The sequence below is a fragment of the Leifsonia sp. KNZ12-8B genome (assembly GCF_056755495.1).
Genome location: NZ_JBPGXM010000155.1, coordinates 1 through 8094 on the forward strand (window position 1 = coordinate 1; position 8094 = coordinate 8094).

Sequence of the window (8094 nt, forward strand, 5' to 3'; positions counted from 1 at the left end):
CCGAGTGCTTGGCGACCTTGGCGGCGGCCTCGTAGCCGATCACGCGGTTGAGCGGCGTCACGATCGACGGGCTCGACTCGGCGAACGCGCGGGCGCGGTCGAGGTTGGCCTCCAGGCCCGTGATGGTCTTGTCGGCGAGCACGCGCGACGCCTGGGTGAGCAGGCGGATCGACTCCAGCAGCGCGGTGCCCATGACCGGGATGGCGACGTTCAGCTCGAACAGGCCCGACGCTCCGCTCCACGCCACGGTCGCGTCGTTGCCGATCACGCGGCTCGCGACCATGAGCACGGCCTCCGGGATGACCGGGTTGACCTTGCCGGGCATGATCGAGGATCCGGGCTGCAGGTCGGGGATGTGCAGCTCGCCGAGGCCGGTGTTCGGGCCGGAGCCCATCCAGCGCAGGTCGTTGCAGATCTTGGTCAGGCTGACGGCGATCGTGCGGAGGGCGCCGGAGGCCTCCACCAGCGCGTCGCGGTTGGCCTGCGCCTCGAAGTGGTTGCGGGCCTCCGTGATCGGCAGCTCGGTCTCCTGCGTGAGCAGCTCGATCACCAGCTGCGGGAAGCCGATCGGGGTGTTGATCCCGGTGCCGACCGCGGTGCCGCCCAGCGGGACCTCGGCGACGCGGTGCAGCGAGCCCTGCACGCGCTCGATGCCGTACCGGATCTGCGCCGCGTAGCCGCCGAACTCCTGGCCGAGGGTGACCGGGGTCGCGTCCATCAGGTGGGTGCGGCCGCTCTTGACGGCGGTCGCCCACAGCTCCGCCTTCTCCTCCAGCGCGACGGCCAGGTGGTCGAGCGCGGGGATGAGGTCGTCGATGAGCGCACCGGTCACCGCGATGTGCACGGAGGTCGGGAACACGTCGTTCGACGACTGCGACGCGTTGACGTGGTCGTTCGGGTGCACGGGCTTGCCGAGGCGCCGGGAGGCGAGGGTCGCCAGCACCTCGTTCATGTTCATGTTCGAGGAGGTGCCGGAGCCGGTCTGGTAGACGTCGATCGGGAACTCGGCGTTGTGCGCGCCCGAGACGACCTCGTCGGCGGCGGCCGCGATGGCCTCAGCGATGTCGGCGTCGAGCACGCCGAGCCGCGCGTTCGCGAGGGCGGCCGACTTCTTGATGCGGGCGAGCGCCGCGATCTGGGCCGGCTCCAGCACCGACCCGGAGATCGGGAAGTTCTCGACGGCCCGCTGCGTCTGCGCGCTGTAGAGCGCGGCGGCGGGGACCCGCACCTCGCCCATCGTGTCGTGCTCGATGCGGTACTCGGCGTCCGCCTGGGTGTCCACCACGGTGTGTCTTCCTTTCTGGGCTCGTGCGCCGGTCAGCGCGCGGGCGTTGGGTCGGCGGCCGGTTCGGCCATTCCGACGACGATGTCGGGGACGACCCGACCTTCCTGGAGCCGGTAGTTCGCTCCGACGATCGCGAGCGTGTTCGCGGCCACGGCGGCGCTGATCACCTCTGACCGCGCCAGCAGCTCGCCGACGGTGTCGCGCAGGTGCTCGCGCCCGACCTCGCCGGCGTCCACGGCGGCCGGGTCGATGTGCTCGCCCTCCGCGGTCCGCGTCACGCGGTGCACGGCGGGGACGATCGGCGCGATGAGGTTCGCGATGTGCGGCGGCAGCGGCTCGGCGTCCTCCGCCTGGGAGGCGATGGCCGAGGCGACCGCGCCGCAGGCGTCGTGACCGAGCACGAGGATCAGCGGCACGTTGAGGACGGCCACCGCGTACTCCAGCGACCCGAGCACCGAGTCCGAGATGACCTGGCCGGCGTTGCGGACGACGAAGGCGTCGCCGAGGCCCATGTCGAAGATGATCTCGGCCGCGAGGCGCGAGTCGGCGCAGCCGAAGATCGCGGCGACCGGCGCCTGTCCGGCGGCGACGGACTCGCGTCGCTCGACGTCCTGGTGCGGGTGCTCGGGCGTTCCGGCGATGAAGCGCTCGTTGCCCGCCAACATGGCGTTCCAGATGCGACCGGGTCGGGTCGTCGGCATCACTGTCCTCCCAGTTGTGTGATCTGCCCCGCCAGGGCGGCGGCGACGGTGTCGAACTCGGCGTCGTCGGCGGTGCCGAAGACGATGACGGAGCTGCGGCCGGCCTCCGTCGACAGCGCGTAGGCGACGTTGCCGCTGTCGGAGCTGGAGGTGCGGTTGTCGTAGACGTCCCAGGTGACGTCGGCGATGTCGCGGGTGCCCTTGATCATGCTGCGGTTCACCTGCTCGGCGACCCAGCTCTCGTTGGCGGAGAAGCCCTGGGTGATGCCGATGTACTCGCCCTTCGGCGTCAGCAGCCCGATGTACCAGTAGTCCACCTTGTCGGCCGTCTTGGTGCGCAGCTCGGCGCTGTTGGCCTTCCAGCCGGCCGGCAGCTTCGGCACCAGCAGCGGGTCGGGCTCGCTGCCCTGCGCCTCCTGGGCGATCGTCGTGTAGTCCACGGCGGGGGCGTCGGCGGTGGGATTGCCGCGCGGCACGGCGAGCACGATCACGACGACGAGCGCGAGCGTCGCGAGGAGCGAGAACACGAGGTTGTTGACGGTCTGCCGGTTGCGGTGGTTCGCGGAGTTCTGCGCCTTGCGGGCGGCGGTCTCCTCCGGGGTCTCCGGACGGCCGAGCTCGGCGACGACGGCGGGGGGCTTGGTGCGGGGGCTCATGCGCGAGGACTCATTCGGTGTCAGCGGCTCCGGCCGTCGCGGTCGCGGCGGCGGTGGCGCCCGCCCCGGCGCGCGCAGCGTCGAGCCGCGCCTTCGCGCCGATCAGCCATTCCTCGCAGTGGCGGGCGAGGGCCTCGCCGCGCTCCCAGAGGGCGATCGACTCCTCGAGGGTGGCCTGCCCCTGCTCCAGCGCGGTGACGACGCGGACGAGCTCGTCGCGCGCCTCCTCGTAGCCGAGGGAGCTGAGGGGATCGGAGCCGGAGCTCGTCTCGGGTGTCGCCATGCCGTCCATTCTATTTCCCCCGCCGGGGGGTGGCCGAGCCGGCCTCGTTGTGGGCGGGCGAGGGCAGCGCCTCGCCGGCCGTGGCCGCGAACGCGCCGCCGGAGACCGTGACCCGCAGCTCGGCGCCGGCCGGTGCCTCCGCGGGGGAGGAGACGACGTGCCCGCCGTCGTTCTGCACGATCGCGTAGCCGCGGTCGAGCGTCGCCTGCGGCGAGAGCGCGCGCAGCTGGCCGCGCAGCTCGGCGACGCGCGTGGTCTCGCGGTCGACGCACCGCTCCATCAGCTCGGCGCCACGCGCGACGTAGCGGGTCAGCTCCTGCGCGCGCGAGTCGATGATCCACGACGAGGAGGCGAGCACCGGCCGGGTGCGCAGGTGCCCGATGCGGTCGATCTCGTGCGAGATCATGTGCGTCACGCGCATGCCGATCCGCGCCCTGGCCTGCTGCACCCGGGCGAGCTCCTCGGCGACGTCGGGGACGACGCGCTTGGCGGCGTCCGTCGGGGTGGAGGCGCGGAGGTCGGCCACCTCGTCGAGCAGCGGCCGGTCGGCCTCGTGGCCGATGGCCGAGACGATCGGGGTGAGGGATGCCGCCGCCGCCCGCACGAGGCGCTCGTCGCTGAACCCGAGCAGGTTCTGGAAGTCGCCGCCGCCGCGCGCGACGATGATGACCTCCACCTCGGGGTCGGCGTCGAGCCGGCGGATCGCGGCCGTCACCTCCGGCACGGTCCGGTCACCCTGCACGGCGGCGTGCACGACGCGGAAGCGCACAGCGGGCCAGCGCAGCTGGGCGTTGCGCAGCACGTCCTTCTCGGCATCCGAGTCCTTGCCGGTGACGAGCCCGATGGTGTGCGGGAGGAAGGGGAGGCGCTTCTTGCGCTCGAGCGCGAACAGCCCCTCCGCCGCGAGCTGGGCGCGCAGCCGCTCCAGCCGCTCCAGCAGGTCGCCGAGGCCGACGTGCCGCATGTCGGAGACCTGCATCGTGAGGGTGCCGCCCTTGAGCCAGTAGTTCGGCTTGACGGCGGCGATCACGCGGTCGCCCTGCTTGAGGTCGGCGGGGATGCGCGCCTTCACCGACGACCAGATGGTGAAGCTGATGGTGGCGTCCTCGTTGAGATCCTTCAGCTTGCCGTAGACGTTGCCGCCCGAGATGCCCCACTGCGTGATCTCGCCCTCGACCCACGCCGTGCCGAGCCGGTCGATCCAGCCCTTGATCTTGGACGCGAGCAGCGCGACCGGCCAGGGCGCGTCGAGCGTCGGCGGGCCGGCGGTGAACGCGGGCGCGCTCGTGGTCTCGGTCACCGCGTCCTCCCATCCGTCGTTCAGCGCGCTCACGTACGATCGAGGGGTGAGCGACGCAACCATCAGCCTTCCGATGCCCCGGATCCCCGTGCGCCGGGCGCCCGGTGTGCGCGGCCGGCTTCAGGATAACCCGGTCGTCGGACAGAAGAGGGTGCTGCTCGCGGCGCCCCGCGGCTACTGCGCGGGTGTCGACCGCGCGGTGATCGCCGTCGAGAAGGCGCTGGAGCACTACGGCTCGCCCGTCTACGTGCGCAAGCAGATCGTGCACAACGTGCACGTCGTGTCCGAGCTCGAGAAGCAGGGTGCGATCTTCGTCGACGAGGTCGACGAGGTGCCGCAGGGTGCGCACGTCGTCTTCTCGGCGCACGGCGTCTCGCCGGCGGTCGTGCAGGGCGCGGCGGACCGCGGGCTGCACGCGATCGACGCGACCTGCCCCCTGGTGACCAAGGTGCACCGCGAAGCCGTGCGGTTCGCGCGCGACGACTTCGAGATCCTGCTCATCGGCCACGCCGGCCACGAGGAGGTCGAGGGCACCGCGGGCGAGGCCCCGGACCACGTGACCCTCGTCAACGGCCCCGACGACGCCGACACCGTCGAGGTGCGCGACCCGGACAAGGTCGTGTGGCTCTCGCAGACCACCCTGTCGGTCGACGAGACGATGGAGACCGTACGCCGCCTCCGCGAGCGCTTCCCGAACCTCCAGGACCCGCCGAGCGACGACATCTGCTACGCCACGCAGAACCGCCAGGTCGCGATCAAGAAGGTCGCCGAGCAGGCCGAGCTCGTGATCGTGGTCGGCTCGGCCAACTCCTCCAACTCGGTGCGCCTCGTGGAGGTCGCGCTCGAGTACGGCGCCAAGGCCGCGTACCGCGTCGACTACGCCTCCGAGATCCGTCAGGAGTGGCTTGACGGTGTGGCCTCCGTCGGCGTCACCAGCGGCGCGTCGGTGCCCGAGGTGCTGGTGCAGGAGGTGCTCGACGAGCTCTCCGCGGCCGGCTACGGCGACGTGCAGGAGGTCAAGACGGCCGAGGAGGACCTCATGTTCTCGCTGCCGAAGGAGCTGCGCAAGGACATCTCGGGCAAGCAGGACGCGCGCGCGCTCGGCGGGCGCGGCGGCGCGACGCGCTGAGACCGGGCCGGCCTACTCGCTGAGGCGCTCGATCAGCTGCGCCCTGGACAGCCGCGAGACGTTCGCGAGGCCGCGTGCCCGCGCCACGTCGCGCAGGGCCTGCGCGGTCATCCGGTCGAGTGCGGGGTCGTGCGGCGCGGTCGTGGCCGCCGAGCCGGCGAACTCGGCGGCGGTATCGGCCGTCGGGTCCTCGACGTTCGGCAGCGGGGGAGTGAGGTCGATGCCGGAGGGGCCGCCTTCCGAGACGTCCTCCTGCGGGGCGGGCTGCTTCGGCTGCGGCGCGCCCGCGGCGGGAGGGGCCTCGCTCAGCCGCTTCCGCAGGGCCTCGGCCTTCTTCCTGGCCTTCTTGTCGACCTTCTCGGCGGCCGCGACGGCCTCCTCGACGGCCTTCTCGGCACGCTTGTAGGCCTTCTTGGCCGCCTTCTCGAGCTTCTTCCGCTTGGCCATGCTGTCCCTTCCGTCTCGGGATGACGCGACACCGACGTTCCCACCCGCGGCGCCGTTCGGCAAGACGTCGGGGCTACGCGGCCGGGCCGGGCGCGGCGTCCTCGACGATCTCGTCGGCGTTGTCGGCGATCCACGACATGAGGGGCAGGAGGTGCTCCGTCAGCTCCCGGCCTCGGGCGGTGAGGCTGTAGTCCACGCGCGGCGGGATGGTGGGTTGCGCCGTGCGGAGCACGAAGCCGTCGCGCTCTAGGGTCTTGAGGGTCTGCGCGAGCATCTTCTCGCTGATGCCCTGCACCGTGCGCCGCAGCTCGCCCCAGCGGTGGTCGCTCTGCGACAGCGCGACGAGCACGAGCACGCCCCACGTGCTCGTGACGTGATTGAGCACGATCCGGCTCGGGCACGCGGACGGGAGCACCCCGTCGGTGAAGCCGTAGCCGCTCGGTGACGCGTTTCTGATGTCCACGTCAGTAACTTACCGAAAAGTGGGTACCCGCGGACGGGAAGTTTCTGTGCGGAGAGCCGGTTCCTCCTCTCGTCCGACCGAAAGGAACACCCATGACCATCCTCGTCACCGGAGCCACCGGCCACCTCGGCCGCCTCGTCATCGACGCGCTGCTCGAGCGCGGCGTTCCCGCCTCGCAGATCCGGGCCGCCGGCCGGTCCGCCGAGCGGCTCACCCCGCTGGCCGCCCAGGGCGTCGACACCGTCGTCATCGACTTCGACCGCCCGGAGACCCTCGCACCGGCCTTCGACGGCGTGGACGCAGCCCTGCTGGTCTCCGGATCCGAGGTCGGGAGGCGCGTGGCCCAGCACGCGAACGCGATCGAGGCCGCGAAGGCCGCCGGCGTCTCCCGCCTGGTCTACACGAGCGCGCCGCGGGCCACCGACTCGGCGCTGGTGCTGGCGCCCGAGCACGCCGAGACCGAGCGGCTGCTCGCCGCCTCCGGACTCCCGGTCACGATCCTCCGCAACAACTGGTACACCGAGAACTACGTGAGCCAGCTCGACACCGCGGCCGCCACCGGCGAGCTCGTGGGCAGCGCGGGGGAGGGGCGGGTCGCCAGCGCCTCCCGCGCGGACTACGCGGAGGCGGCGGCCGTCGTGCTCACGCAGCCGGGTCACGACGGTGCGGTCTACGAGCTGAGCGGCGACGTGGCCTGGAGCTTCGACGACCTGGCCGCGACGATCGGCTCGCTGGTGGGCCGGGAGGTCGTCTACCGCTCGGTCTCGCCGGAGGAGCACGCGAGCATCCTGAGCGGCGCCGGGCTCGATGACGGCACGGTCGGATTCGTCGTCGCGCTCGACGGGAACATCCGCGACGGGCTGCTCGGGGAGGCGACGCCGACGCTGCGCGAGCTCATCGGCCGCCCGACCACGCCGCTGGCGGAGGGACTGGCCGCGGCGCGGGAGGACGACGCCGCCGCCTGACCGCGGCACCCCGTCCACGTACCCCGTCTACGGACGCCGTCGACGGACGCCGCCCCGCCGAGCCCTCCGCAGATCAGGAGGAGCTCGGCGCGGGCGCCGGCGTGAAGCCGCCGTACACGTCGAGCAGGGCGGGATCGGTGGAGACCATCAGGCTCGCGAAGACGATGAGCGCGATGAACGCGATCACGCCCGTGATCAGCGGGATGTAGAACGCCACGCGCTTGCGGACCAGCAGCCAGACGGCGAGACCGGTCGACACGGCCCACAGGCCCGCCATCGTGATCGTGCCGATCGTGACGATGGTGCCGACGACCGGCTCCGGGGTGTAGTCGCCGAGTCCCTGCGAGCTGTGCAGCAGCTGCAGGTAGGCGGGGAACGCCTGCAGGATGCCGATCGAGTACGACAGCCCGAAGAAGCCGAAGACGATCAGCAGGACCGTCAGGGCCAGGTCCCAGCGGGCCGCCGGGCGCGGCTCCAGCACCCCGTGGGGCGCCGGGGGCGGGGCGGCGTACCCGTGCGTCGGCGCGCCGGTGTGCGGCCCGGGCTCGCCGGGCGCGGCCTCCTCGGCCCCCGACGCCGCCGGACTGGTCCGGGAGGTGTCGAGCCGGTCGGCGTCCGCCGGTGGCGTCCAGCTCCAGCCGGGCGGCGCCAGTTCGCCGTACTTCGGCCGCGGCCGCTCGTCCGGCTGCGGGTGCTGCTCGGCCATCCCGGCCGCCTCCTCGATGGTGCGCGGGGGGGGGGGCGGGGGGGGGCGCCCCCGCCGGGGGGGTTTTTGGGGGGGGGGGGCGGGGGGCCGCCGGGGGGGGGGGGGGCCCCCCCCGCGGGCGCCCCCCCGCCCGCGGCCCCCGCCCCCCCCCCCGGGGGG

The 8094-nt window shown here is 72.8% G+C and carries 10 protein-coding genes; 2 read left to right on the plus strand and 8 right to left on the minus strand.

Annotated elements, in window-relative coordinates; translation table 11 throughout:
• From ACR9ZG_RS16775 to xseA, 5 genes are all read right to left on the minus strand, one after another.
• A partial coding sequence (locus ACR9ZG_RS16775) for a class II fumarate hydratase (RefSeq protein WP_481285997.1) occupies positions 1–1237 on the minus strand: 1237 nt, incomplete at its 3' end.
• Between the two features lie 80 nt (positions 1238–1317).
• Positions 1318–1986 carry a carbonic anhydrase gene (locus ACR9ZG_RS16780; RefSeq protein WP_481285989.1) on the minus strand — a complete coding sequence of 223 codons (669 nt, stop codon included), beginning with the start codon at positions 1984–1986 and terminating at the stop codon, positions 1318–1320.
• Positions 1986–2642: a DUF4245 domain-containing protein gene (locus tag ACR9ZG_RS16785; RefSeq protein ID WP_481285990.1), complete on the minus strand. Its 657-nt coding sequence runs from the start codon at positions 2640–2642 to the stop codon at positions 1986–1988. Before ACR9ZG_RS16785 ends, ACR9ZG_RS16780 begins: the two co-directional genes overlap by 1 nt.
• A gap of 10 nt (positions 2643–2652) precedes the next feature.
• A complete protein-coding gene (locus tag ACR9ZG_RS16790) occupies positions 2653–2925 on the minus strand; it encodes an exodeoxyribonuclease VII small subunit (RefSeq protein ID WP_481285991.1) in 273 nt (90 codons plus the stop codon).
• A gap of 10 nt (positions 2926–2935) precedes the next feature.
• Positions 2936–4225: an exodeoxyribonuclease VII large subunit gene (gene xseA, locus ACR9ZG_RS16795; protein ID WP_481285992.1), complete on the minus strand. Its 1290-nt coding sequence runs from the start codon at positions 4223–4225 to the stop codon at positions 2936–2938.
• 73 nt (positions 4226–4298) lie between these two features.
• On the opposite strand from xseA, the gene ACR9ZG_RS16800 reads away from it, so the two are divergent.
• Complete coding sequence (locus ACR9ZG_RS16800; RefSeq protein ID WP_481285998.1) at positions 4299–5354, plus strand: 4-hydroxy-3-methylbut-2-enyl diphosphate reductase; 1056 nt, start codon at positions 4299–4301, stop codon at positions 5352–5354.
• Positions 5355–5366: 12 nt separating this feature from the next.
• Here the strand turns inward: ACR9ZG_RS16800 and ACR9ZG_RS16805 are convergent, their stop codons facing one another.
• Together ACR9ZG_RS16805 and ACR9ZG_RS16810 are read right to left on the minus strand one after the other, a co-directional pair.
• Positions 5367–5801 carry a Rho termination factor N-terminal domain-containing protein gene (locus ACR9ZG_RS16805; protein WP_481285993.1) on the minus strand — a complete coding sequence of 145 codons (435 nt, stop codon included), beginning with the start codon at positions 5799–5801 and terminating at the stop codon, positions 5367–5369.
• Between the two features lie 73 nt (positions 5802–5874).
• Positions 5875–6264, minus strand: coding sequence for a winged helix-turn-helix transcriptional regulator (locus ACR9ZG_RS16810; protein WP_481285994.1), 390 nt, complete (start codon positions 6262–6264; stop codon positions 5875–5877).
• Between the two features lie 92 nt (positions 6265–6356).
• On the opposite strand from ACR9ZG_RS16810, the gene ACR9ZG_RS16815 reads away from it, so the two are divergent.
• Entirely contained in the window at positions 6357–7229 is an 873-nt protein-coding gene (locus tag ACR9ZG_RS16815; RefSeq protein ID WP_481285995.1) for an SDR family oxidoreductase, read from the plus strand.
• A gap of 73 nt (positions 7230–7302) precedes the next feature.
• On the opposite strand, the gene ACR9ZG_RS16820 is transcribed toward ACR9ZG_RS16815, so the two are convergent.
• Positions 7303–7935 (minus strand): DUF6264 family protein, encoded by a 633-nt coding sequence (locus ACR9ZG_RS16820; RefSeq protein WP_481285996.1) that lies wholly within the window; start codon positions 7933–7935, stop codon positions 7303–7305.
• Positions 7936–8094: the final 159 nt, after the last annotated feature.

Excerpts from the sequence above, each read along its gene's own strand:
- ACR9ZG_RS16785 (WP_481285990.1), bottom strand. The coding sequence starts at position 2,642 with ATGAGCCCCCGCACCAAGCCCCCCGCCGTCGTCGCCGAGCTCGGCCGT.
- ACR9ZG_RS16790 (WP_481285991.1), bottom strand. The coding sequence starts at position 2,925 with ATGGCGACACCCGAGACGAGCTCCGGCTCCGATCCCCTCAGCTCCCTC.
- ACR9ZG_RS16815 (WP_481285995.1), top strand. The coding sequence starts at position 6,357 with ATGACCATCCTCGTCACCGGAGCCACCGGCCACCTCGGCCGCCTCGTC.
- ACR9ZG_RS16780 (WP_481285989.1), bottom strand. The coding sequence starts at position 1,986 with ATGCCGACGACCCGACCCGGTCGCATCTGGAACGCCATGTTGGCGGGC.
- ACR9ZG_RS16800 (WP_481285998.1), top strand. The coding sequence starts at position 4,299 with ATGCCCCGGATCCCCGTGCGCCGGGCGCCCGGTGTGCGCGGCCGGCTT.
- ACR9ZG_RS16820 (WP_481285996.1), bottom strand. The coding sequence starts at position 7,935 with ATGGCCGAGCAGCACCCGCAGCCGGACGAGCGGCCGCGGCCGAAGTAC.
- ACR9ZG_RS16805 (WP_481285993.1), bottom strand. The coding sequence starts at position 5,801 with ATGGCCAAGCGGAAGAAGCTCGAGAAGGCGGCCAAGAAGGCCTACAAG.